20 protein-coding genes are annotated in these 23,887 nt (G+C 58.3%); 9 read left to right on the top strand and 11 right to left on the bottom strand.

Annotated elements, in window-relative coordinates:
- Nucleotides 1-9: 9 nt before the first annotated feature.
- The 4 genes from ETAA8_RS07595 to ETAA8_RS07610 are packed head-to-tail and all read right to left on the bottom strand — an operon-like array spanning nt 10 to nt 5,182.
- Nucleotides 10-1,476 carry a DUF1501 domain-containing protein gene (locus ETAA8_RS07595; protein WP_145087147.1) on the bottom strand — a complete coding sequence of 489 codons (1,467 nt, stop codon included), beginning with the start codon at nt 1,474-1,476 and terminating at the stop codon, nt 10-12.
- A gap of 37 nt (nt 1,477-1,513) precedes the next feature.
- Entirely contained in the window at nt 1,514-1,780 is a 267-nt protein-coding gene (locus ETAA8_RS07600) for a hypothetical protein (RefSeq protein ID WP_145087150.1), read from the bottom strand.
- The gene (locus ETAA8_RS07605; RefSeq protein WP_145087153.1) at nt 1,777-2,013 is read right to left on the bottom strand and encodes a hypothetical protein; all 237 of its coding nucleotides are present in this window, start codon (nt 2,011-2,013) and stop codon (nt 1,777-1,779) included. The genes ETAA8_RS07600 and ETAA8_RS07605 overlap by 4 nt, the downstream gene beginning before the upstream one ends.
- 40 nt (nt 2,014-2,053) lie before the next feature.
- Nucleotides 2,054-5,182, bottom strand: a complete 3,129-nt coding sequence (locus ETAA8_RS07610; RefSeq protein WP_145087155.1) for a PSD1 and planctomycete cytochrome C domain-containing protein — start codon at nt 5,180-5,182, stop codon at nt 2,054-2,056.
- A gap of 72 nt (nt 5,183-5,254) precedes the next feature.
- Here ETAA8_RS07610 and ETAA8_RS07615 point away from each other — a divergent pair, with 72 nt between their 5' ends.
- The 4 genes from ETAA8_RS07615 to ETAA8_RS07630 are packed head-to-tail and all read left to right on the top strand — an operon-like array spanning nt 5,255 to nt 8,877.
- Nucleotides 5,255-6,241 carry an alpha/beta hydrolase gene (locus tag ETAA8_RS07615; protein ID WP_202921643.1) on the top strand — a complete coding sequence of 329 codons (987 nt, stop codon included), beginning with the start codon at nt 5,255-5,257 and terminating at the stop codon, nt 6,239-6,241.
- Nucleotides 6,242-6,262: 21 nt separating this feature from the next.
- Nucleotides 6,263-7,648 carry an acyclic terpene utilization AtuA family protein gene (locus ETAA8_RS07620; protein ID WP_145087157.1) on the top strand — a complete coding sequence of 462 codons (1,386 nt, stop codon included), beginning with the start codon at nt 6,263-6,265 and terminating at the stop codon, nt 7,646-7,648.
- Nucleotides 7,645-7,983, top strand: a complete 339-nt coding sequence (locus tag ETAA8_RS07625) for an AtuA-related protein (RefSeq protein ID WP_145087159.1) — start codon at nt 7,645-7,647, stop codon at nt 7,981-7,983. Before ETAA8_RS07620 ends, ETAA8_RS07625 begins: the two co-directional genes overlap by 4 nt.
- Nucleotides 7,984-8,004: 21 nt before the next feature.
- A complete protein-coding gene (locus ETAA8_RS07630) occupies nt 8,005-8,877 on the top strand; it encodes a metallophosphoesterase family protein (protein ID WP_145087161.1) in 873 nt (290 codons plus the stop codon).
- Nucleotides 8,878-8,881: 4 nt separating this feature from the next.
- On the opposite strand, the gene ETAA8_RS07635 is transcribed toward ETAA8_RS07630, so the two are convergent.
- From ETAA8_RS07635 to ETAA8_RS07650, 4 genes are all read right to left on the bottom strand, one after another.
- Complete coding sequence (locus ETAA8_RS07635; RefSeq protein ID WP_145087163.1) at nt 8,882-9,865, bottom strand: WD40/YVTN/BNR-like repeat-containing protein; 984 nt, start codon at nt 9,863-9,865, stop codon at nt 8,882-8,884.
- A 26-nt stretch (nt 9,866-9,891) separates the two neighbouring features.
- The gene (locus ETAA8_RS07640; protein WP_145087164.1) at nt 9,892-11,163 is read right to left on the bottom strand and encodes a PQQ-binding-like beta-propeller repeat protein; all 1,272 of its coding nucleotides are present in this window, start codon (nt 11,161-11,163) and stop codon (nt 9,892-9,894) included.
- Between the two features lie 92 nt (nt 11,164-11,255).
- On the bottom strand, nt 11,256-11,951 hold the full coding sequence (locus ETAA8_RS07645) for an HAD family hydrolase (RefSeq protein WP_145087166.1): 696 nt from the start codon (nt 11,949-11,951) through the stop codon (nt 11,256-11,258).
- Nucleotides 11,952-11,957: 6 nt separating this feature from the next.
- A complete protein-coding gene (locus ETAA8_RS07650) occupies nt 11,958-13,340 on the bottom strand; it encodes a hemolysin family protein (protein ID WP_145087168.1) in 1,383 nt (460 codons plus the stop codon).
- A 290-nt stretch (nt 13,341-13,630) separates the two neighbouring features.
- On the opposite strand from ETAA8_RS07650, the gene ETAA8_RS07655 reads away from it, so the two are divergent.
- Complete coding sequence (locus ETAA8_RS07655; RefSeq protein WP_202921644.1) at nt 13,631-15,280, top strand: C25 family cysteine peptidase; 1,650 nt, start codon at nt 13,631-13,633, stop codon at nt 15,278-15,280.
- A 382-nt stretch (nt 15,281-15,662) separates the two neighbouring features.
- On the opposite strand, the gene ETAA8_RS07660 is transcribed toward ETAA8_RS07655, so the two are convergent.
- Nucleotides 15,663-16,214 carry an SUKH-4 family immunity protein gene (locus tag ETAA8_RS07660; protein ID WP_145087172.1) on the bottom strand — a complete coding sequence of 184 codons (552 nt, stop codon included), beginning with the start codon at nt 16,212-16,214 and terminating at the stop codon, nt 15,663-15,665.
- Between the two features lie 875 nt (nt 16,215-17,089).
- Nucleotides 17,090-17,902 (bottom strand): ThuA domain-containing protein, encoded by an 813-nt coding sequence (locus tag ETAA8_RS07665; protein ID WP_202921645.1) that lies wholly within the window; start codon nt 17,900-17,902, stop codon nt 17,090-17,092.
- Between the two features lie 292 nt (nt 17,903-18,194).
- On the opposite strand from ETAA8_RS07665, the gene ETAA8_RS07670 reads away from it, so the two are divergent.
- On the top strand, nt 18,195-19,880 hold the full coding sequence (locus tag ETAA8_RS07670; RefSeq protein WP_145087176.1) for a SpoIIE family protein phosphatase: 1,686 nt from the start codon (nt 18,195-18,197) through the stop codon (nt 19,878-19,880).
- A 127-nt stretch (nt 19,881-20,007) separates the two neighbouring features.
- Here ETAA8_RS07670 and ETAA8_RS07675 read toward each other — a convergent pair whose 3' ends face one another.
- The gene (locus tag ETAA8_RS07675; RefSeq protein ID WP_145087178.1) at nt 20,008-20,862 is read right to left on the bottom strand and encodes a DMT family transporter; all 855 of its coding nucleotides are present in this window, start codon (nt 20,860-20,862) and stop codon (nt 20,008-20,010) included.
- Nucleotides 20,863-20,964: 102 nt separating this feature from the next.
- Here ETAA8_RS07675 and ETAA8_RS07680 point away from each other — a divergent pair, with 102 nt between their 5' ends.
- Genes ETAA8_RS07680 through ETAA8_RS07690 form a run of 3 tightly spaced genes read left to right on the top strand, consistent with a single transcriptional unit; the run spans nt 20,965 to nt 23,872 of the window.
- Entirely contained in the window at nt 20,965-22,194 is a 1,230-nt protein-coding gene (locus ETAA8_RS07680; RefSeq protein ID WP_202921646.1) for a mechanosensitive ion channel family protein, read from the top strand.
- Nucleotides 22,191-23,378 carry a magnesium/cobalt transporter CorA gene (corA, locus tag ETAA8_RS07685; RefSeq protein ID WP_145087183.1) on the top strand — a complete coding sequence of 396 codons (1,188 nt, stop codon included), beginning with the start codon at nt 22,191-22,193 and terminating at the stop codon, nt 23,376-23,378. Before ETAA8_RS07680 ends, corA begins: the two co-directional genes overlap by 4 nt.
- Nucleotides 23,375-23,872: a 6-pyruvoyl trahydropterin synthase family protein gene (locus tag ETAA8_RS07690; RefSeq protein WP_145087185.1), complete on the top strand. Its 498-nt coding sequence runs from the start codon at nt 23,375-23,377 to the stop codon at nt 23,870-23,872. Before corA ends, ETAA8_RS07690 begins: the two co-directional genes overlap by 4 nt.
- Nucleotides 23,873-23,887 lie beyond the last annotated feature (15 nt).

Genomic DNA, 23,887 nt, shown 5'->3' on the forward strand with positions numbered 1-23,887 from the left:
GTTCCGTTATTAGGCCAGCACTTCCTTCACTACGTGGCCGGCCACATCAGTCAGGCGGAAGTCACGGCCGCTCATGCGGAAGGTCAGTTTTTGGTGGTCGAGCCCGAGGAGGTGGAGGATGGTGGCATGCAGGTCGTTCACGTGAACGCGGTCTTCGACCGCTTTGTGGCCCAACTCGTCGGTGGCTCCGTGCTTCACGCCACCTTTCACGCCGCCGCCCGCCAGCCAATAGGTGAAGGCGTGCGGATTGTGGTCGCGGCCGGTCCCACCGGTTTGCACGATGGGGAGACGGCCGAATTCCCCGCCCCAGACGACAAGGGTATTCTCGAGCAGGCCCCGCTGCTTGAGGTCGGCGAGGAGCCCGGCGATGGGAGTGTCGGTCTCGCCGGCGAACTGTTCGTGGTTCCCTTTGATGTCTTTGTGCCCGTCCCAGCTGCGTTCGTTCTCCATGCCACCGCTGTAGATCTGGACGAAGCGGACACCGCGCTCGACCAGGCGGCGGGCCATGAGGCACTGCTTGGCGAAATGGTCGCAACGTTTTTCGCCGACGCCGTACAACTTGTGAATGTGCTCGGGCTCTTGCTGAATGTCGATCGCCTCGGGGGCGGCAAGTTGCATGCGATAGGCGAGTTCGAAGCTTTCGATGCGGGCGGCAAGTTCCGCTTCGTGCGGTCGCTCGGCCAGTTGCTTGCGATTGAGCCTGGCCAGCAGATCGAGGGCGGCCCGCTGTTGTTTATCGCCTTGGTCGGCGGGCCGATAAAGATTGTCGATGGCGTCGCCGCTGGGCTTGAGCCAGGTTCCTTGATACACGCTGGGGAGAAAGCCGGCTCCCCAGTTCTGCGAATATCCCTTGGGCAATCCGCGGCCCAGTGGATCGGTCATGGCGACGAAGGCAGGCAAGCTTTGGCTTTCACTGCCGAGGCCATAAGTGACCCAAGAGCCCACGCAAGGGTGCCCCATCTTGGCCATGCCGGTGTTGATCATGAAGAGCGCGGGACTGTGGTTGTTCGAGCCGGTGTAGCAAGAGTGGACGAAGGCCATATCGTCGACGTGCTGGGCCATGCCGGGAAAGATGTCGCTGACCCAGGCTCCACTTTTGCCATGCTGAGCGAACTTGAAGGGCGACTTCATTACCGGCCCCACCTGCCCCGTGAAAAAGCCAGTGTTCTTATCGAAGCCTTTCAGCTCTTGCCCGTCACGCTTCTCCAGTTCCGGCTTATAGTCCCAGGTATCAACCTGGCTCGGCCCACCATTCATGAACAGCCAGATGACGTTCTTCGCCTTTGCCGGAAAATGTCCCGCATGCGGAGCCAGTGGATTCAGCGGCGCTGTTCCCTTGCTGGTTGCGGACTCAGCTGCGAGCGAATTGCTAAGCAGGCCTTCGTCGGCGAGCAAGGCAGCCAACGCGAGCATGCCGGCCCCGCCACCAGCTTGGGTGAGGAGATGACGACGGGAGAGTTGGGTGGAAGTTTGCATCGTGGAGCCAATCGGTAATGTCGCTAACTTTGGAAATTTATCGCCGACGCTTTAGCGCTACCCTAACGTGGATCACCATTGCGGCTCGCGATTTCGGGAAGACTACAAGCCATACAATCAAAGGTAAGCAACACAGAACCCGCACGTCTTCCATGCGCGACTCGCCAGCTTCCGCGGCATTGATCTGCAACTGTTTTTCGATTTTTGCCGATGCCACGGTAATCGCCTCGCGCTCCGCAGCATTCAGCCAGATCGCGGCGAGTTCCGACTCAGCACGTGTTGACCAGTGGACCTGCCACTTCACTTTCGCGACTCCAAGTCCGCGATGATTTCGGACAGTTGTCTGCCGTGAAGTGGCTGGGCTGCCCGCCATCTCATCTCTTCTTCTGAAATCGCAGGCTCCAGGCTGATTTCATCGAGGGAATGCACCGCCTGAAACACTCCCCGGACGTTTCCCTGAGCATCACAGATCTCAATCACTTTGTCGGATTGGGGCAATAACGCCAAGACCGTATCGTCTAGCACAATGCGCGTCATCGATTACCTCCGCAAACTACTGGTGAACAAACTCACATCCTCATTCTACATACACAAACTCATTCAACCCAAAGAGGACCTGGCAGAAGTCAGCGAGCGCGAGTTCTTTGGCGTTTGGTTTCTTGTCAGCCTGGTAGAGCAACTCTTGTTCGGCAAGGAAGGCAGTTGCCTCGCGCAGTTCGGCCGCATCGGGCTCGCGCGCTATGGCTTGCAGATAGGCTTGGCGAGTGGCGGTGGCCATGTCTTTCTCGGCAGCCGGTAGGAGTTGCTTCGCGAACGAGTGAGCGTACAAGCGGACCTGCGGATTGTTAAGGAGCATGAGAGCTTGAGGGGCGATGGTGGTACTCGGCCGACCACCGACGCTGACGAGCGGTTCGGGCTGATCGAACAGTTGCATCATGGGGACGAGTTTGCTGCGTTTGATGGTGAAGTAGATGCTGCGGCGACGATGCGTTTCCTCCAGCGAACCCGCGCCGAACTGCGTGCGGTCGAGAGCGCCGCTGACGGCGAGCAGGTTATCCCGCACAATCTCAGCTTCGAGGCGGCGCGGCGAAAATCGCCAGAGGAGCTTGTTCTCGGGATCAAGCTTGGCGTCCGCAGGATCGAAGGTGCTGGCCTGCTGATAGGCGGCACTGGTCATGATCAGCTTGTGCATGGTCTTGAGTTTCCAACCTCGAGCCATCAGTTCGCTGGCCAGCCAATCGAGTAGTTCGGGGTGTGTTGGTCGCTCGCCCTGCACGCCAAAGTCGTTGGGCGTGGCGACCAAGCCGCGGCCGAAATGATGATGCCACAAGCGATTGGCCATGACACGCGCGAGCAAGTGGCCGGCACCATATTCGGTGTCGGTGATCCAAGCTGCGAGCGCAGTGCGACGGTGCGATGTCTTCGCACCTGCGGGGGGCGTCACTTGCCAGTGCTTCTCACCTTGCGGAGCACTAGTGAGGACTTGCAAGAAGCCGGGCGTGGCCTGCCCCATTTTTTGCTCGTTGTCGCCACGCTTGAGAAAGTAGGTCTCGGTGAAGAAGTCGGCACCTTGCGTGTGATGCCGAATCGGGGTCACGCCTTCGCTGCAGACCATGACTTTGACGGTTGTGGGTTGAGGAGCCTTGGCGAGATGATCTTGCTCCGCTTGATTAAGTCGTTTCCATTCGTCATCGTGTGCGCGATACCAAGCCAGAAGTTGTTCCTGCTGTTTCGCAGTTCGCTTGTCAGCGGGGATCGCCAGCGCAGCTGCAATGCCGGCGGCCAGTCCGCCAGTCTCGACGGCGAGTGGCGCGGGGCTGGAAGTGATGCTGATACGCGGGCGGCCGATGTTGTGCTGCTTGTTGTTGTTGAACTCGAGCGTGAACGTCAGCGTCGCCGGCTTGTCGATTGTCAGAGGCTCAGCCAGTTCGTAGACAGCCGCGTGATCTTTGCCAAACTGCGGATCGACGGCCCAGGCCGATTTCTGATCGCTGTCGATGGTGTGCTTTACGAGCAGGCTGGGTTTTTGTTCGAACGTGGCTTGGGGATTCTGCAGCGACAAGGTTTGGTCGGGCTTACCTGCTTGCTTTAGTACCACACGCAAATCGGTCAGGGCGAAATTGCCATTTGCCGCGCGACCGGGGCCGTTCTTCTTTAGCGATGGATCGGCCAAGGCTTCGAGCCGAATGCCGTGATAAGTGCCGGCGGGCAACTCGGCGGTAAGCGTATAAACATCGAAGTCTGGATTGGTTCCCGTCGCGAGCGCTGAACCATCGGACTGGAGTGTGAGCGTGGCTTTCCCCTTCGACTGCAGTTGCTTGAGCGAGAGAACTCGCCAGGCTGCGTTCTGCAGTTCCTGGGCGCCGGAGCTCTTTTCCCAACTCGCAAAACGGCCGGGAAGCTGTTCTTTCTCAAACTTCTCTCGCGCTGTAACAAAGGGAGCGTGCGCTTGATCGAAAGTGGCTTTCGCGGCGCGATATTCGGCAGGCTTGAGATTCAGGTCGACGTTGCTGCGCACCGTGGTGGCGAACGTGGCGATGAAGCGGTAATAGTCGGCAGCAGGAATCGGGTCGAACTTGTGGTCGTGGCAACGGGCACAGCCGATGGATAAACCGAGCAGTGCGCTGCCGGTGGTGGCCGCCATATCATCGAGCGCGTCGTAGCGCGACTTCTCGACCTCGTTCGCAGTGATCTGCGTGGGAAAGACTCCCGCGCCGAGAAAGCCGGTCGCCATGAGCGCCAGCGGCTCGTCAGGGGCCAATTCATCGCCAGCCAATTGCCAGCGGACAAACTGGTCGTAGGGCATGTCTTGATTGAGAGCCTTAATCACGAAGTCGCGAAAGTGAAAGGCGAACGGACGGTCGTAGTCCTGCTCAAAGCCGTGACTCTCGGCAAAGCGAGCGGTGTCGAGCCAATGCCGGCCCCAGCGCTCGCCGTAGTGCGGACTCTCCAGCAGTTGGTCGATCACTTTCTCGAAGGCTTGCGGGCTATCGTCGGCCAGGAACATGGCAATCTCGTCCGGCGTTGGCGGCAGGCCGATCAAATCGAAATAAGCCCTGCGCAGCAGGGTTTGCTTCGTCGCGACAGCATTCGGCGTTATACCCTTGGCTTCAGCAGCGACGAGTACAAAACGATCGATGGGAGTGCGAACCCAGGCTTCGTTTTTTACTGACGGGGGCTCTGTTCGGTGCAGTTGTTTCAGCGACCAGAAGTCGCGAGCTTTGTCGCCGACAACGGTCTTTGTCCAAAGATCGGGATCGCGCGGATTATCGACTAGCGGCTGATCGTAAGGAGCACCGAGATCGATCCACTTGGCGATCGCTGCGATGGCATCGTCGGGCAACTTGTCGCTGCCTTCGGGCATGAAGGGCTTTTCTCGCCGGCTGATAAAGCGCAGCAGGTTGCTGTCCAGCGATTTACCAATGCTGACCGCAGGCCCCTTCGAGCCGCCGCGGAGCAAGCCTTTGCGGGTGGCCAGGTCGAAGCCCGACTGCACTTCATCGCCGCCGTGGCAATCGGTGCACTGTTTAATGAGAACCGTGCGGACGGTCTGCTTGAAGAGGGTCAGCCCTTCTTGCATCTTCTCGGCATGGGCCGGATCAAACTCCGGCTGCGGTTGCTTATCGGCAGCAGTCACTGGGGGGAACGAGGTGCCCAGACAGCAGCTCGCGCCAATAAAAAGTGCGAACAGAAACGAACGATTCATCAGCAAGCCTCGGGCAGGAAGATCGAGAGAGGGGCCGGCGGGAATTGGATGCTGAAGCAACGGGAGCGGAAAATGAAGTACGATGCAGATAACGCCAGTTTACCTCTCCCGAGAACCGAGCAGCAACTTGCAATGGCTGGTACACCCGCGGTTTCATCTTCCAGCGACGCCAATGTCCTGGCGGTCGACACCAATCGCCCGTTGGTGAAAAAGCCGCCCCAACGAAAGATCTGGCACGGGCTGTGGCGGCTGGTGCGGTTGGCAGCTGTGACCTATCTGGCAGTGATTCTTATGCTCATGTGGATGGAAACCTCGCTCATCTATCCCGCGCCACAGTACCCGCGCGGCGATTGGCAGGCGGCCGAGACATATGGGTGGGAAGATGTCAACTTCGTTTCGGCCGATGGCACCAAGTTGCACGGTTGGTATCGCGACCTGACGCAGCACGGCCAGGAGCCGCAGGCCTATCTGCTGTATTGCCACGGCAACGGCGAGAATGTGGCTTACTTGGGTGAATATCTGGCAGACATGGCCGATAGGCAGCGATTGAGCATTTTCGCCTTCGACTATCGAGGTTATGGCCGCAGCGAAGGAAGTCCGCACGAAGCGGGAATTCTCGCCGATGGAGAAGCGGCCCAACAATGGCTGGCTAAACGGGCGAACATTCCAGCCAATCAGATTGTCTTGATGGGGCGATCACTGGGCGGAGGCGTAGCCGTCGATTTGGCCGCCCGCAATGGTGCCCGCGGCCTGATTGTGCAAAGCACGTTCACTTCGCTCCCCGATGCGGCAGCTCGCATGTATCCTTGGGCTCCGGTGCGATGGCTGATGCGGAACCGCTACAACTCGCTCGACAAGATCAAGGCGTACCACGGCCCGCTGCTGCAGAGTCACGGCAATCAAGATACGCTGGTGCCCATCGATCTGGGCCAGCAGTTGCACGCTGCAGCACCGGGAACAAAAGAGTTCTTCGTTTGCCCAGGTGGCGGGCACAACGATTTGGAGCCCCCAGCCTATCAGGCAGTGCTGGCCCGGTTTTTGGCGTCCCTGCCCAAGTAGTAATCAGCGAGAGTATCTGCGGTGAACAAAGTTGTGCGAATCGCCAATGGAGCGGGCTTTCTGGGTGACAGCATCACTGCGCCCAGGCGACTGGTCGAAGCCGCTGCCGTTGACTATCTCACCATCGAGCATCTGGCCGAATTGACGATGTCGATACTTGCTCGTCAACGAGAAAAGGACCCGCAGGCCGGCTACGCCGAAGACTTTATCGAGATTGTCGGCAGCCTGGCCGGTGCACTGCACACGCAGCCACAGTTGAAGATCATTGCAAATTCGGGTGGCATGAATCCCCTCGCATGCGCGGCAGCAGTGGCAAATGTGTTGGTGGCGGAACAGTTGGCTAGTGTGCCCATCGGTGTCGTCACCGGTGACGATCTGCTGCCAGAGCTTGAGGCAATTCAAGCCGCCGGCTGTGAACTGCGCAACATGGAGACCGACGATCCTCTCACGGTGCTTGGCCCAAGCTCGCGGATTGTCAGTGCGAACGCTTATCTTGGCGCGCAACCGATTGTCGCCGCGCTGGCCGAAGGTGCGCGAATCGTGATTACGGGACGAGTTGCCGATGCTTCGCTCACCGTTGCTCCTCTGGTGCATGAATTTGGTTGGGAGTGGAACGACCTCGACCGGATTGCCGCAGCCACCGTGGCAGGGCACTTGATCGAATGCGGCGCGCAGGTCACTGGGGGCTATTCAACCGAGTGGCAGCAGTATCAGTTGACGGATGTTGGCTACCCGATTGCTGAAGTGAATGCCACAGGCGAAACCGTCATCACCAAGCCACCGGGCACTGGAGGCAAGGTCACATTTCGCACGGTCGCCGAGCAATTGGTTTATGAAATTGGCGACCCGCAGCATTACCTCACTCCCGATATCGATTGCGACTTCACAACCGTCCGCTTGCAAGATCTTGGTAACGACCGCGTGCAAGTGACCGGCGCAAGTGGCCGAGCAGCAACGGAGACCTACAAAGTGTCACTTGCCTATCGCGATGGCTTTATGGCCAGCGGACAGTTGCTGGTTTATGGCCTCGATTGTCGGGAAAAAGCGCAGGCCTGCGGTGAGATGATTCTGCAGCGCGTGCAAGCTGCAGGATTCTCGTTGGCGAGGACGAACATTGAACTGATCGGTCAGGGAGCAGGCGTTCCTGGCACTTGGTTCTGGCGGAAGTATCAGCCTCCAGGCGAATTGATGCTGCGTGTCACAGTGCATGACGCCAATCGGGCTGCGGTCGAGCATTTCACTCGTGAGCTTGCACCGTTAATTACCAGCGGTCCCGCTGGGCTGGCCGGCTATGCGAGCGGCAGGCCGCAGGTGCGCCCAGTATTTGCTTACTGGCCCACACTGGTGCCAAAGTCGCTCGTTCGTGGTCAATCCACGGTTCGCACAGCGCAGGAGTGGCTCGCATGATTGCCGGACAACAACTCATCTCGATTCGCGATCTGGCCACTGCTCGCAGCGGCGACAAAGGGAATCATGCCAACATCGGCGTCGTAGCCAACAACGCCGCGAGTTATGAAATCCTTCGCAGTCGACTCACGGCCGTGCGGGTGCAGTCGCACTTTGCCGGGCTGGGCGTTTCGCGCGTCGAGCGATTCGAGTTGCCGCTGATCGGGGCCTTCAACTTTTTGCTGTATGACGCACTCGGCGGTGGAGCCAGTCGCAGCCTGCGGATCGACACGCAGGGTAAACTGCTGGCGACTTCTCTATTGGATTTGCAACTGCGACTGGAATCGGACGCTTGACGCGGCCGGGATAATTCTTACATGTTCAACATCATGCACATTTCCGACTTGCACTTCGGGCCCTTTTTCGTGCCCAAAGTGGCTGAGTCCGTATTGAAAAGTGCAGCGGCCCTCAAGCCCGATATCATTGTGGCCAGTGGCGACTTTTCTCAGCGTGCCAAGGCCGCGGAGTTCGCTGCCGCGCGAAAGTTTTTGGATAAACTTCCTCCCGTCCCACTGATTGTTTGCCCCGGCAATCACGATGTGCCGCTGTATCGCGTTTGGGAGCGAATCTTTACTCCGCACGCGCTCTACCAAGAGCACATCACCGCGAAGCTGAACGAGGTCTATCAGTTGCCGCACGCCACGATCGTATCTCTCGATTCGACTTCGCCGCTAAGAGCCATTACCAACGGCCGAATCGACCAGGCTCAACTCGACTTCGCGCGTGAGGCATTCGCGGCAGCTCCTGCGGATGCCGTGCGGATTGTCGTCGCCCACCATCATTTTGCCCCGGCACCCGACTATGAACGAAGCAGTGTGATGCCACGGGCTAAACGGGCCATCGATGTTTTTAACGACCTGAATGTGGAGTTAATTCTGGGCGGCCACTTGCACCGGGCGTACGTCGGGAACTCGCTTGATCTCTATCCCGGCAAGGACCGCAAGCACGGCATTGTGATCGTGCAAAGCGGGACGACAACGTCTCGTCGCGGCCGAGCGCGCGAGCGAGAAAAGAACTCGTTCAATTGGATTCGTGTGACCGAAGATTCCATTCGCATTACGCACTACATGTACTTTGACGATGCCGGGGGCTTTGCTCCCTTCAGCCGGCACATCTATCCGCGGGCAGATCGGCAGTATTTTTCGGAGCCCGTCGAAGCCGATATTAAGACCGATTTATTCTCGCGCTGAGAGACTACCGAACAAGTCTCAGGGTATCTTTGCCCATCGACGAAGCGTAGAGAATGTTGCCGACGGGATCCCAAGCGTAATTCGGTCCAACCAATCCCACGTCAAAGCTTGCGGGGAGTGGTGCTGCGGTTTTCCACGATTTACCGGCGTCGGTCGTTTCTTGAAAGCCCTCCTTGTTCACGACCATCAAGTGGTCTGCTGACTTGCCAAAGTAAGGCCCGAGCACGCACGAGACCGGCGTGCCCAGCACTTCCCAAGTGGCCCCTTCGTCCTTGCTTACCAGCACTCCGTCCGCACTTGGCCAATAGCAGGTCTTGTCACGGACGATCATCACGCGGGAAGCGGGCGTGCTCTTCGATACCTCTGTCCAAGTTTGGCCACCATCCACGCTGCGCAAAATGCCTTTCCCCTTGCTGGCCAGCAGGATCTTGTCGCTCACAACCCCCACATGCGAGAAGCCCTTTTGCAAATCCTGCCACGATTGACCAGCATCGGTCGAGAGCGCGAGCAGGCCGCCTGCTTCGTGCCGCAAGGCGAGCAGGCATTTGCCGGTGGCGTGCCAATCGACGGCTCCAAAATCGAGATGGCTGGTCTTCGAAACAGTCCAGGTTTCGCCGCCGTCGGTGGTTATCCCGCTGGAGCCGTAAATCATGAAGCACATCAGCCTCTTGCCAGCTGGATCGAAATTAAGCGCGAAGCCCGTTTCACAGCGGCCGCCGATCTTTTTGCCATCAACGCGGGCAAAATTCTTCCCTTGATCCGTGCTTCTCCAAAGTCCCTGATCGGGAATCACCATGAAGACATGGCCGTTCGTTGGATCGACGGTCACGCCCGCGGTCTTGCCCGGATAGCCGGGCATTACTTGCGCGAGAACCTCATTCGAGATCACTGTCCACTTGCCGGGTTCGGATTCTTGTCCGCTCACAAACGCCGTAGAGGTGAGCAATAACGTGCAAGCGATCTGGCAGCCGAAGGAGCAGCGTAACATGGGAGAGTTCCTGGCAGGATTGATTGTTATTTCTGGCCAACGCAGAACAAGTATTTCTTACCTTTAAAGATCAAACGTCCGTTGCTCGCTGCGGCAGACGACGAGGAAGCGTCACCCAGATCGTTGGTGGCCAGCAGTTCATACTTCGGTCCACTTTGCACGACGAAAGTCTTCCCCGCGCTGGCAAAGTAGAGTCGCCCATCAGGCGTGACGATGGGGCTCGATGAAACTGATACGCCATTCAGTCGCGTGGCGTACTGCTCGGTGCCCGTTGCCAGATTGACGCACTTAAGCACACCTGGATTGTGCAGCCGATAGAGATGGCCAGCCGCAATTGCTGGCGACGAGAGTCCTTCGGGAATCTGATCGAGCTTCCACTTCACGTGCGTGGCCGCGACATCTCCTTGACCATCGGCTGCGACGAGAATGCCTGGCCCGCCACGGCCACTATCGGTATAGATGAGGCCATCGGCGAACACGGGAGACGTGACATCGCCGGGCGTCTTGCACCACCAGAGCTTTTCGCCGTTGGCCGGATCGAGTCCTTGCAACTCGCTGGAAGCAGTAACCAGCAACTGTGCGCGGCCTGCTACTTCGACGATGACCGGCGTCGTGTGAGTGAAGCCGGTGGTGCGTTTCTGCTCCCACAGTTGTTTGCCGGTCGCCGGGTCGTAGGCAGTCAAACTCGACTTCTTTTGATTCCGATCGGCCAGCACTAGCAGCTGACCGCGGTGCAAGATGGGGCTGGAGGCGATGGCCACATCAAAGGCCTGCCAATCGGCCAGTTCTTGTTGCCAAACAATCTTGCCGGCGAAATCAACTGCCGCCAGCAACGACGAACCAAACAGCACATAGACTCGCTCCCCATCGGTCACGGGTGTCGGGGCTGCATAGCCGCCGCGCCGATCGGAAAGCGTCCAAGGCCCCGTGGGAATCGCGGTATCCCACAACTGCTCACCATCGATGAGTCGGTAACAGGTCAGTCGCTGTTCGGGTTGCTCTTCTTGCTTGCGATCGGCGGGCCAGTAAGCGGTCGTGACAAAGACTCGATCTTGCCAGACGATCGGGCTCGATTGATTGTGGTCGGGCTTACCATCCACCAGCGTGGCGGGGAGCGGCGATTTCCAGAGCACATTGCTGCCGTCAGCAGCGTTCCAGGTAAGCGGCAGTCCCTTTTCCTGACTGAGCCCCATTCCTGTGGGTCCGCGAAAGCTGGGCCAGTTTTCAGCATGCACGTGCGATGGCATCCATAAGAGGCCAACGACCAAGGCGAGCGCAAGACGACCGTGAAACGCCATAGCAGGAACTCGGGCACTAAGCGGGAAAGAATGAAGTGCCCGCAGTATGGCGGCGTGATTTGCGGGAAGCAAGAATTCACTTCCGCCTGTCTTCAGTCCACTTCGCTCAGCAGGTCTAGCAATGAGGTCAGCTGGCCCGGTTGCGAAGCAGCATCCCCGCGCACCAGCCAGCGAGCTCTCCAACCAAGTGATAGCGGCGCACGGACGTCGTTTTGCTCGTCATCTCCAATCATCAAGATTCGCGATGGAGAAACATTAAGTGTCTGCTCTATCGCGCGATAGTACTCGGGCGCAGGCTTCGACCAGCCAACTTGCGAGCTGATGAAGAAAGAATCAAATTGCCGGAGGATTGGCGAGCTTTGGCAGATGTTTAAGAGCCGCTCATCAAAATTGGAAGCAATGCCCACACGATAGCCACGCTGCCAGAGCACCTCGATGGTGGGCTGCACGTCGTCGAACACTCGCCAGTTTGTCGGTTCCGCAAAGTGTTGCCACAGCGCGGAGAAGAGTTCATTCCCATTTTCCACGGGTGCATCGAAGAAGACCGCACCGACAATCGCCTTCCAGCGGGCGAGTTCATTGGCTTCACTCGTTCGCGTTACCTGGCCGGAATTGCGCTGATCGTAGGCTAAGCGAAACGCAGCCCGAAATCGCTCGCCCACTTGTTCGACTGAAACCTCGGAGCCAAATCGCCGGCCGATCATTTCGTAAGCGACAGCCACGGGCGGATCGGGGAAGATCAGCGTGCCCACCGCATCGAACAGCACGACCTCGATCGTGGCTTTCATCGCCGATTATGCCGTCTTCTCGGTCAGGGGAATGGCCGCAGCCGAGCGCCGGGGGTCGAACGGGCTACCGAGCGGATCGATCAACGCTTCGGTAATACGCCGGCGGCGCACCTTGCGCACTTGAAACCAAAGCCCGTCGATTTCGACGACATCGCCGCCGCGAAGGTGGTCCTCGCGTCCCAGGTTCAACCAATCGTTGATTGCCGTCGCATCGGGCAGTTCACCGCCCAGTTCCACGCGTTTGAGCAAATTGCGAAGTTGCCCCAGCGTCACGCCGCCTCCCACCACCAGTTGTTGTCCTGCTGGACTGATGTGACGCGGCAAGCGATCGAACTCGTCCTGAATATCGCCGACGAGTTCTTCAAAGATATCTTCCTGCGTGATCATGCCGACCACGGTTCCACCCTCGCCGCGTACGAGCGCCAAGTGCTGATGCTCGGTTGTCATTCGCCGCAGGGATTCGCTCAGGGAGAGATCGACCGACACGCTGCTGATCTGGCGCACAATCTCACGAATCACCGGATTGCCCGGGTGTGTCTTCGCCAGCAGCACCATGTCTTTGAACGTTACATAGCCGATGATCGCCTGGGGATCGCCGCGCCGCACCGTGACGGGAAACCGGGTGTGCAAGTCCATGTGGGCGATGATCAGGTTCTCGCTCAGCGGGGCATCGGCCACTACCATCACAATGTCGTCTTCCGGCAGCATGATGTCGCTGACCTTCATCGACGACAAACGACTCGCTTGCAAGATGATGCGTTCTTCTTGCATCCCAATCGCCTGACTGGCCCGCAGCAAGTTGACCTGGGCCCGCAATTCGTGCAGTCCCACGGCGCGGTGATCGTCGGTCTGCTTCATGAAGGGCAAACGTTCGACCAGAGCCACAAACTGCATGGTGATGTTTTCGAATAACCACACAGCAGGAAACGCCACAATCGAAAAGACCCACATCAGCGGGCTGAGCAGCAGGCAGACGAGCTCGGCATTCTTGAGGGCAAAGACTTTGGGGATCAGCTCGCCCACAACAATCGTAAATGCCGAGATCGGCAGCACGACGCAGGCGATGGCGAAAAAGTTGGCCCAATTCTCCGAATGAATGCCAATCGTCTCGAGCCACGGTCTGATCAGCGGAGTCAGGCCCTCTTCGGCCGAGGCACCACCGACAGCGGCCGCAATGGCACCGACCAGAGTAATTCCCAACTGCACGACGGCCAGACTGGCCTCCATGCGCCCCTTCATCTTCAGGGCGGTCGCAGCTCCCCGCCGTTTTTGCTCCGTTAGCAATCGCAAGCGATCTACGCGCACTGACGCCAGGGCCAACTCATACGCTGCAAACAATCCGTTGAGCAGCAGCATGACGATAATGACCGCAATGACCGATAAACTCATTCCTCAAGTATTCCTGCGCGGGACGAAAACAGCGATTAGCGGCCTAGCACCCAGGTCGCATCGCTCTGGCAGCAGAATACTCTACTTCCGCCTTCCCGATAAGTCCGCGGTAGCTACCACGAAGCTTGCCAGCTGGTCGTGATCCGCATTTTTCTCGTGAAAATGAGTGGAAATGCCCCGTTTCGGGCGTAATGCCAGCTGGCACCTCGGCAGATTCATCTTTCCTGAAAATTACCCAGCGCGGTACATTCGAGCTTGCTAACCGCCTTGCCCCAGTTGAGGGATCGCCGATGACTGCTTGGATGTTGCTCTGTTTAACGCTGGCCGCCGAGACTGCGCCCACGCCACCTGCGCCCACCGACGATGCTCCCGATGCCGTCGTTGTTGCTCCCAAGTCGTTCATCCCGGCGCTCGATCCCCTCCTGGCTCATCGCTATGCCCAGGGGCATCGCTTCGTTTACATTCCCAACACCTGGACCCCAACCGAAATCCGCAATGGCATTCGCCAGGCGGCGAAAAAAGGGAACCTCAAATACATCCTCCTGGTCGGCGATGCGGAGCCGACGCTCGGCACCAGCGATCTCATTCGCCAGCGCTGCGTTCCCACGCACTATGCCACAGCTAAGGTCAATGTGAAGTTCGGCAGCGAACCCGAAATCGCCACCGACAACTGGTATGCCGACCTCGATGACGACGAACTCCCCGATGTTGCCATCGGCCGCATCCCTGCCGATACTCCGCAGCAACTCTCGGCGGTCATTGCCAAAATCCTCGCTTATGAAAAGTCGGTCGATCACGGTCTCTGGCGGCAACGCATCAACTTCGTCGCGGGCGTGGGTGGCTTCGGCGGCGTGGTCGATTCGATGATCGAAAGTACCACCCGCAAGTTTCTCACCGACGGCATCCCCGCCAGCTATACCACCAACATGACTTACGGCAGTTGGCGCAGCCCCTTCTGTCCCGACCCACGCCGCTTTCACGAAGTGTCGCTGCAACAACACAACGATGGCTGCCTCTTCTGGGTTTACATCGGGCACGGCCAGAACACGGCCCTCGATCGTGTCGCGGTTCCGGGGGCTCGCTTTCACATTCTCGATGTGAACGACGGTCCCAAGCTCAAGTGCGAGAACCGCGCCCCCATCGCCATCATGCTCGCCTGCTACACCGCCGCCTTCGATGGCGAACAAGACTGCTTGGCCGAGACGATGCTGCATTCGCCCGGCGGCCCCGTCGCCATCTATGGCGGCACCCGCGTCACCATGCCGTATGCCATGGCGGTCATGGGCTCGGCCATGATGGAGCAGTACTTCAAAGTGCAGCCCACCACGTTGGGCGAAGCAATCTTGAACGCCAAGTTGCAAATGGTCAAACCGATCGACGAAGCCAATCCGCTCAAGAACACCAACCGCCTGCTGCTCGATGCGATGGCGTCGGTCATGAGCCCCGCCCGCCAGCAGATGACCGACGAGCGGAAAGAGCACGTCCACCTGTTCAATCTCATTGGCGACCCAATGACCAAGCTCGCCCATCCGACCAAGGTCAAACTCACCGTGCCCCGCGATGCCGAGCCCGGGCAGACGATCACCGTCAGCGGCGAATCGACCATCGGCGGCAGCGCCGTCGTCGAACTCTGCTGCCGCCGCGACCGCTTCAAGACCGACCTGCCGCAACGCGACCACTTCAACCCATCCAACGCCGGCCTCGCCTCGCTCCACCCTGTCTACGAGCAAGCCAACGACCGCTGCTGGACCCGCCTGCAGCTACCGGTCACCGCGGGCCCATTCACCACCGACCTGACCATTCCCGCCGAGTGCCACGGTGCCTGCCACGTGCGCGTCTTCGTCCAAGGGGAACAGTCTCACTCCCTCGGCGCTGCCAACGTCTACGTCAAGCCAATCAAGCTCGTCGAGAACCGCGAGCCCATCAGCGCTGGGCGGTAGGGGCTGGGAACTGGTAGCTGGGAGCTGGGAGCTGGGAATTAGGGGACGATGTCTTTGTTCCTGCTCCCTCGCCTCGGTAGTCCGGAGAACGGGGCTGACGCGACATCTCGCGCGACCACGTCGCCTCGCCCCTAATCGCCGTAAGTCGCGATCATGTTGCTCTCGCTTCGGCGTAAACGTTCAACTTCCCCACCCCTAGCCAACCCAAAATTCGCGCAGCACCCGAGAAATTCGCCACTTTTCGTTCTCTGGCGAACGGCTTATTTGAACGCCCCTCGGTTTGGTGGGCTCGCAACTTACGTCGATTTTGCTTCGCGTCTTTCAAGGTTCCCTGCTTTGCACGTGCCAGCCAAGACGCCGGAGACCAATCGTCAATAGTTGGCTAAGCCATACCCATGCGCATCTGCTCCAAGATCGTCGACCACCAACTTTCTCTTACAACTATCGCCTGCAAATCGGTTTCTTCAAAATAGGTTTGAGTTCGTTGGACGAGCAATTGCGCACTGTCGTCGTCCACGCCGTCCACCTCTTTGCAGTAGCGGCTGTATGTGTGCAAGAAGCTAATGTACTGCCCAATGCTGCTATTTACGAACCGCGTTATGTAGCGGTGTTTTGGGTCGATGCTCACTACGTGTCCTGAACCTCTTTGGATGCAGAGTTGGGTTTCGCCGTCAGTTCCGACCCGATAGAATTCCTCAGCTTCCAAATCACGCGTCCATCCTCGGTCGTCACAGTATTGACCCAAGGTAGGAAACGTTCCGTTCCAACTTTCAAACCTTACATCAAGCAAAGCTGCGGCAGGCAATCCCTCTCGAGCTAAGAACGCCTTCGCGGACTCCGGAATATCCAGATTCGCAACACTACCGAAGTCGAAGCCAATTGAATTCACGATCGGATCACTCTTAAAGCGGCTACTATCAACAAACAGGCGCATAAGTAAGACACTACACTGAAACTATGGAACATCTTTTAAGCATGATTTCGGTGATTCGGTTGGCAAGCAACCATGAGACTGACGTATAAATTGCAAGTCAAAAATTCCGCTACTACGACTAGACCACGAGAACACATGCCTTCTATCACATTCAATCCGTAGATTAGTAGTATGTTCATGAATAGTTCAGATATATTCGGTTTTTCAAGCTCCTTTTTTCTGTTACGAGCAATATCGCGTTTGTTCACAGCAGTTTTGAGCCTACGATAGATTTTTGCATTAAGTGGTTAAGTGATTATGGTGCCTCAGTCTCCCCTGTTCGTGATAAATCAATTGACAAATGCGTTGCAGAATTGTTGCCTTGCAGCAGTTTGCGCTACTTGGTCGTGGAAGCCCACAATGGCTGGACAGGATTATTTCATGGCTCACAGGAGTCGCTGCTAGGGAGAGTTGGGCATATCACCAGGGGATTGAATTGCTGGGGGTGAGCTATGGAGTTGCGGAGCAATCCGTTAATCAACTGACTGATATTGAAAGGACTGGAACATGCTACCTATACGTGTCTGATCCGATCAATATCCGAGATTTTCCTTGTGTGGGAAGGTGTATTGCGGTTTTGAACGGAGAGGACGGTCCGGAGTTTTATTAGAGCGGCAAGCCACTTTCTTTTGAGAATCTAGCGTCTTATAATTCAGTGAGCATTCAGGATTGATTCACACGTGAAATGCTTGCGGACTATCTGAACGCGATGGGCATTCATGCCTTCACTTGGGACTTTTACAAGAGTCGATCGGTGCTATTTGATTGCCGTTGATAGTGTACGCATTCTCGCATCAACTTCACGACGCAGTTCTTTTACACACCCGCACCTTTGCTCACTTCCCCAACTCTAAATCCTCTACCGCGAGCGTTGCCGGGAACGACTTAGGTTGAGGTAGTTGCGTGGTCCAAAGGACGCCCTGGGCGAGAAAGCTTTGGTACTCGGGGCGCTGCCAGTTGTTGTGGTAGTGCAGACCGGAGAAGCCGAAGGAGCGGCCGCCGTCTGGGCGAGTCCAGGCCCACGAGACCATTTCGTCGTTGTCGTCGATGCGGGCCGTCAGGAGCGGGATCAGGTCTTTGTTGCCGGGGTCGCGCTTGAGGGCGTAGTAGAACTCTTCTTTGATGGTGAACGGCTTGGTCAGACCAGCCGTGGCCGGATGATCGGCGGCGGGAGTGACCGTCGTTTCGAGGAATTTGTACTTGCGATCGGGGCCGCCGTGGCAGGCCCCGAACAGCTGCACGAACGTATCGATGTGTGCGGCCTCGCGGGTGCCCATCCCCCAGTGAAAGACCGAGAGACCCCCTTTGCGTTCGGCCATCCGGCGGAAGGCATGGCGCCGCGCGGGGTCGTTATTCACCCACTTGGCTCCCTCGCTGACAAACAGCACGCAGTGGTCGGCCTTGTCGATGATTGCCGGGCCGTCGGTCCAGTCGCCATCGGCCCGCACCAGCGAAATCTCCAGCTGCGGCACATCGCGCAGCAACTTCGCCAGCACCTTTTGCCCCGGTTCGTACTCGTGCGTCGCCGCCGGGTGTCCATCGGGCTTTTGCGAAAGCAGGAGCAGCTGTTGCGGAGCTTTGTCCGCGGCAATGGCTGCAAAGCTGAAGAGGCAGAACGAGAGCGCGATCAGAGAATGACGAACGAACATCGGTAGCTCGCGGAAGAGGAGACAAATGAGGTGAGTGAGCTTGCGCCAATGTAGTGGATGGCTGTGCGAATTGCAGCGCATTGCCCGGAACGATGAAGTGCTGGCACAAACGCGTCCCGCGAAGATGAAAATGGCAAGGTTGACGCTTAGTGACCCGGAAACCTAAAATCGGCATGCGAGGTTTGGTGCCGCACGGTCGGCAAAACCTGGCCGAAGCAGTACTTCTCCGCGGCTTCGCTCCCCTATTGTCGTGATTTTACGGGTCGGCAGCTCGTCGCCGAGACTTTGCATCATGTATTACTTGACGGCGAACAATGGTCCCCAAGCCGGCAAGCGGTATGAACTGCGCACCGATCGCACGATCATGGGTCGGCATCCCGAGTGCCACGTGGTGATCGAGGTCGGGGCGGTGAGTCGGCAGCATGCGGCAGTCAATCGCAAGGGAAACGACTATTTCCTGGAAGATTTGAACAGCCGTAACGGCACATTTTTGAATGAAGAGCCCGCGAAGATCGACGGGCAGCGGCAACTGAAGCCCGGCGATGTCGTCCGCGTGTGCGAAGTTTCGTACACCTTTCACGCCGACGTCCCTTTCAAGGTGCAAAACAAGCTGGGCATCACCGATGGCGCCGGCCTGGGCACGCTGATGGTCGACGACGAGGCGGGGCATCCCAACTCGACCATCATGTCGAAGCTCGATGTGTCCACGTCGAGCCGCGGCGGCGTGCATGTGGCAGCCAGTGCCGAAGTCAAGCTGGCCGCGCTCGTCGAGATTACGCAGAACTTGGGTCGCGCGCTGAACCTGGACGAAGTGCTGCCGCAGATTCTCAAAAGCTTGTTCAAAATTTTCGTGCAGGCCGACCGTGGATTCATCGTGCTGGAAGAACCCAACGGGCTGTTGGTGCCGCGCTGGGTGCGTCTGCGGCGCGAGGACTCGAACGATTCGCTGCGCATCAGCCGGACAATTGTGCGGCACGTAATGGAATCGCGCCAGGCAATTCTCTCGGCCGATGCTGCGACCGATGAGCGGTTCGAATTGAGTCAGAGCATCGCCGACTTTCGCATCCGCTCGATGATGTGCGCCCCGCTGATCGACAACGAAGGGAAAGCCTTCGGCGCGCTGCAGATCGATACGCTCGATCAGCGCCAGCGCTTTCAGCCCGAAGATCTGGAACTGCTGGTGAGCGCCGCTTCGCAGGCAGCAGTGGCCATTAACAACGCGCAGTTGCACGAGTCGGCACTGCGGCAGCGGGAAGTCGATCACGACATGAAAGTGGCCCGCGACGTGCAACTCGCCTTCTTGCCCACCAGCAAGCCGGCACTCACGGGCTATTCGTTCTTCGACTATTACAATCCGGCCGAGCAAATTGGGGGCGACTATTTCGACTACATCCCGCTGCAAGATGGTCGCGAGGCCATCGTCGTGGCCGATGTCGTCGGTCACGGTGTCGCCGCCGCGCTTCTCATGGCCAAGCTCTCGGCTGAAACGCGTTCGAGCTTGCTCAGCGAACCGAATCCGGCCATTGCCATGACTCGGCTGAACGAGCGGCTGAGCCAGCTGAATATTCAACGCTTCGTGACGATGATTCTGGTCGTGATCGATCCTGCGACGAATCGCGTGCAGATGGTGAATGCCGGGCACATGTCGCCGTTGCATCGCAAGGCCGATGGCTCGATCGATGAACCGGCCGAAAAAATCGCCGGGCTGCCGTTGGGCATTATGGATACGGTCGAATACGAGCAGACCGAGATCGATCTGGGCCCCGGCGAATCGCTGACGCTGTATACCGACGGCATCAACGAATCGATCGACGCCGACGGCAAGTTCTTCACGATCGAACGGCTCCGCGATCACGTCCGCGAGAAGCCGCGGAGCATGGTGGAACTCGGGCAGTTGATCGTCGACGACGTGAAAAAGTTCCTCGGCCGCGCCCCGCAAAACGACGACATGTGCCTGGTCTGCGTCGGCAGGGCGTAGTAGTCCTCGGTTAACCGGGCCGCTTGCGGCCGTTGAACTGATGGTTCGCTTGTTTCGCAGTTCACCCGCGCAAGCGCGCGGGTTAACCGAATTCTCCCTCACTCACGCGTCGGGCTACTTAGGATGATTATCGTGCTCGCCGCAGAATCATCCAGGCAGTCGGGGCGACGACGAGACACATGCCGAAGAGGGTGAGGACGCTGAAGGAGCGCTGCCAGATCAAACCTTCGAGCAGCATGACGATCGCCACCTGCGAGAGTCCCACAACGGAAACGCGGGCCGCATTGGCCGACGTGAAGGCCTTGGTCAATAACAATTGCCCCACCGTGGCCGATGTCCCCACGCCGAGAAGTAGCAACACGATGCTGGGAGTGATTTTCGTCGGCAAGGTTTGGGGAAAGACAAAGCAGGCGACGAGGCTCAGCAGTAGCGCGACGCCGCTGAAGTGCGTGACGATGGCCCGAGGATCGAGGTCCTTTAACTTGTGCAGGCCAATGAGCGCGATGCCACTGGTGAACGCGCTGAGCAAGGCTGCTCCATAGGCCAGTTGGCCACCCAATTCTTGGGGCGGGTGCATTAAGCAGACGCCAGCAATGCTCAGCAGCATAGCCGCCCAGACTTCCAGCGACGGCATCTCCCCCAAGATTGGCCAGCTAAGTACGGCCACCCAGAGCGGATACATGTTGGTCATTACGATGACTTCGGACACGCTGCCGTGCGTCATGGCATAAAAGCCGCAGAGCAGGCTCACGCTCCCCGCCAGGCTGCGCATCCAGAGAGTTGGCGGACGAAAGACGGCGAACTTCGCCCCCGCACGATAAGCCAGCATGGCAGCGAACAGCATGGCCAGGCCGGTGCGAAAGATGGCGATGACTTGCCAATTGCACTGACCAGCGAGCGCGCGGGTGCAGATGGCCATCACCGAGAATGCTGTCGCGCTGAGCAGCATCCAGGTGTAGGGGAGAAAAGGCGGGGAGTTCATTGCTATCAGGATAGGGGGAGTTCTCTTGACCTGAAACCGCCTGCTCCGCTATTTCCCTACACAGAATTGTCTGCCCGCGCCTGCGCTTGAGTGGAAATGCCCATGAAGACCTGTAAGTGCTTACTAGCTATCGCTTTAGCTGTTGCTGCCTGGCCAACCCTAGCGGCCGCTCAGCTGCAACTGCTTCCCTTGCCCGGCCAACCCACAGCACCCCAATCGTCACCGCCGAGCCAGCCACCACCGGCTTTTTCACCCCCAGCACCCGGTTTTCGGCCCGTTCAAACGCAAGCAGTGGTGCCAGCCCAGGCCATGCTGCCCGCGGCCGCTGATAATCAGCCCCAAGCAGCAACTGGTCCCGCAACAGCTGTGGCCAGCACCGAGAAGGCAGATGATCTCCGGGAGAAGTTTCTCGGTCAGGCGGGCGAAGCGTGGGATCACGTGGCGTCGGTCTGGAACTTTGTGCTGGTGCGAGGTGCCGATACCAAGCCGCTGGTGACCGTCGGTACTCTGTTTGGCGGTCTGGTGCTGATGGGCTGCGGCTACATCGCGGCGGGAATGATCAGCCGCTGGATTGGGGCGAAGTTGCTCTCGCGGTTCGGATTAAATCAAACCGCCCGCGCGCCGCTGCAGTCGATCAGTTACTACGTGCTGCTGATTAGCTTCGGCATGCTGACTTTGAACATTCTCAACGTGCCGATCACGGTCTTTAGTTTTGCCGGCGGTGCTCTCGCGGTGGGCGTCGGTTTCGGCAGCCAGAATATCGTCAACAACTTCATCAGCGGGCTGATCTTGATTGCTGAGCGGCCGATTCGCGTCGGCGATGTGATTGAAATTGATGGCCGCATTGGGCGAGTTACCGAGATCGGTGCTCGCAGCACGCGACTGGCCACGGGTACCAATTTCGAGGTGATTGTTCCTAACAGCAAGTTTCTCGAAAATCAGGTTGTGAACTGGACTCTCAGCGACGACCGCATCTGCACCGATATCAAGGTCGGCGTCGCTTATGGATCCCCACTGCGCGAGGTGGAACGTCTTCTCTTTCAGGCAGCCAACGAACATCCCGGCGTCTTGAAAGATTGCGAAACAAGCGTCGTCTTTGAGGACTTCGCAGCCGACTCACTCGTTTTCTGTTTGCGAGTCTGGCTCAGGTTGTTGAGTACTTCGAAGCGCGAAGTCGAGAGCGACATTCGTTTCCGCATCGACGAGCTATTCTCGCAGGCCGGAATCGTGATAGCCTATCCGCAGCGTGATGTGCATTTGAACGTGATGCGGCCGCTGGAAGTTCGGCTGGCCGCCGATGCGACGCGCGAGTTCCGAAAGGTCGCCGCTTGAAGTTTCGTCGCACGCACAATTCCAAACGCCACGAACTGAAGGTCAAGCGGCGCACCAAGCCCGGTTCTTCGCCTGGTACGATCGCGCCCGATCCCTCGCAGCCCAAGCCGGTGCTGCATGCCTTGGCTTATAACGCCAACGGCACCGGTGTGATCGAGCGAGATATTCAAGACCTGAGCGAAATCCCGAAGTTACTCGCCACTCACGACGTGCTGTGGATCAATGTCGACGGTTTGGGTGATGTGACGACGCTCGAAAAGCTCGGCGAGATGTTCAAGCTCCATCGCCTGGCGCTCGAAGACGTCGTCAGTTTGCATCAGCGGGCAAAGATCGACGACTATAGCGATCACATGTTCATCGTCATGCGAATGGCGAGCATCGTCGAGCGCGCTCATACCGAGCAGCTCAGCCTGTTTCTCGGCAATAAATGGGTGCTTACCTTTCAAGGCGGCCCCCCAGGCGATTCGTTCGATCGCGTTCGCCAACGCATTCGCGACCGCGCGGGAAAAATCTGCCTGCGCGGGCCCGACTACTTGGCTTATGCCCTGATCGATGCGGCCATCGATGCTTACTATCCCGTCCTCGAAGTCTATTCCGAGCGCTTGGACGAACTGGAAGAAGACGTCCTCGAGCGCCCCGAAAAACGGCTGATGGACGCGCTGCACATGGTGAAGGCCGACTTGCTCATGTTGCGGCGGGCGATCTGGCCGATGCGCGAGGCAGTCGCTTCGCTCACGCGCGATGCCTCGGAATTGATCACCGACGATACGCGAGTCTACCTGCGCGACTGCTACGATCACATCGTGCAGATTGTCGACCTCGTCGAAACCTATCGCGAACTAACGGCGGACCTGCGCGACCTCTATATGTCGGCCCTCAGCAACCGCATCAACGAAACGATGCGCGTGCTCACCATCATCAGTACGCTGTTCATTCCCCTGACGTTCATTGCCGGCATCTATGGCATGAACTTCGACTATGCTGAAGGGGCAATGCCGCTGAACATGCCGGAACTGCATAGTCCCTATGGCTACGTCGCCTGCCTGGCGGTGATGGCCGTCCTGGTGGCCGGCATGCTCATTTACTTCTATCGGCAGGGTTGGATTTTCCCCAGCCTGCAATCGAAGTTGCACCAACACCACCACGATGCCAAGAACCAGGCGGCAAGTAAGCAAGCTCCATGAGCGAAACCTATCGCATCCGGCTCGACAAAGAACACCATGTGTTCGCCGCTGCGCACTTCATCACGTTTGCTGGTGATATCTGCGAGCGGTTGCATGGCCACAACTATCGCGTAGCAGTCGAAATTGCCGGTCCGCTCGATGAGAACTCGTACGTCATCGACTTCATCGCCGCCCGCGATGAACTGCACGCCATCACCGATCAACTCGACCATCGGATGCTCCTGCCCGACAGCCACCCGCTGATCAAAGTTGTGCCGGACGAGAAAGAAGTCCGGGTCACCTTCACGCCCGATGGCCGCCGCTGGATCTTTCCGCTTGGCGATTGCCTCATTCTGCCGGTTCCTAATACCACGGCCGAATTACTGGCCCGCTGGATCGGCGAACAATTGCGCACGCGTCTCGCTGCCCGCCTCGGCTGGCAGATCGACTGGTTGCAAGTCGCCGTCGACGAGAACCACGGCCAAATCGGCATCTGCGAACTTACTTCCAAGTAGGCTCCCGACCCCAGC

The organism is Anatilimnocola aggregata, assembly GCF_007747655.1.
GTDB lineage: Bacteria > Planctomycetota > Planctomycetia > Pirellulales > Pirellulaceae > Anatilimnocola > Anatilimnocola aggregata.